1 pseudogene is annotated in these 402 nt (G+C 59.2%); it reads right to left on the bottom strand.

Going from position 1 to position 402, the window contains the following annotated elements:
- Positions 1 to 335 (bottom strand): annotated as a pseudogene (locus QWI17_RS08730) (protein-methionine-sulfoxide reductase catalytic subunit MsrP); the annotation flags it as partial.
- Positions 336 to 402: the final 67 nt, after the last annotated feature.

Here is a 402-nt window from a genome sequence, read left to right as displayed (position 1 = left end):
CGTTCCTCGATCGTCATCTTGGACAGGATATCACCCAAGGCATATTCACCTGGGCGATCCACCATCCCGTCAATCTTTATCGTCCAGGGCGAAGTCGTCAGCGCCGAGGCATAGCGGGCCGGGTCTTCTTTCCCGGTGCCGAATTCATAGAAGTTGTTGTAGTTGGTGATGTCGTCCCAACTGTTGGGGGTCAACCCTTCGCTGGCCCGGGCCTGGCCCGCCAAGCCGGCCAGCCCTACCCCTGCCAGACCCGCCATGATCTGGCGGCGGTTCATATAGATATGTTCGGGCGTGATGTCTGCCCGGCTCAGGTCATTCGTCCAACGATGCGCCATGTGTCCCTCTCCGTTCCGTTTGAACAAAGATAGGCCGGCCCATGCGGACCGGCCAACCAACAGAATC

The sequence above is a fragment of the Gilvimarinus gilvus genome, assembly GCF_030518155.1.
Taxonomy (GTDB): domain Bacteria; phylum Pseudomonadota; class Gammaproteobacteria; order Pseudomonadales; family Cellvibrionaceae; genus Gilvimarinus; species Gilvimarinus gilvus.
Note: the sequence above shows the minus strand (reverse complement) of the source record. Positions and strands in the feature narration are given on the sequence as shown.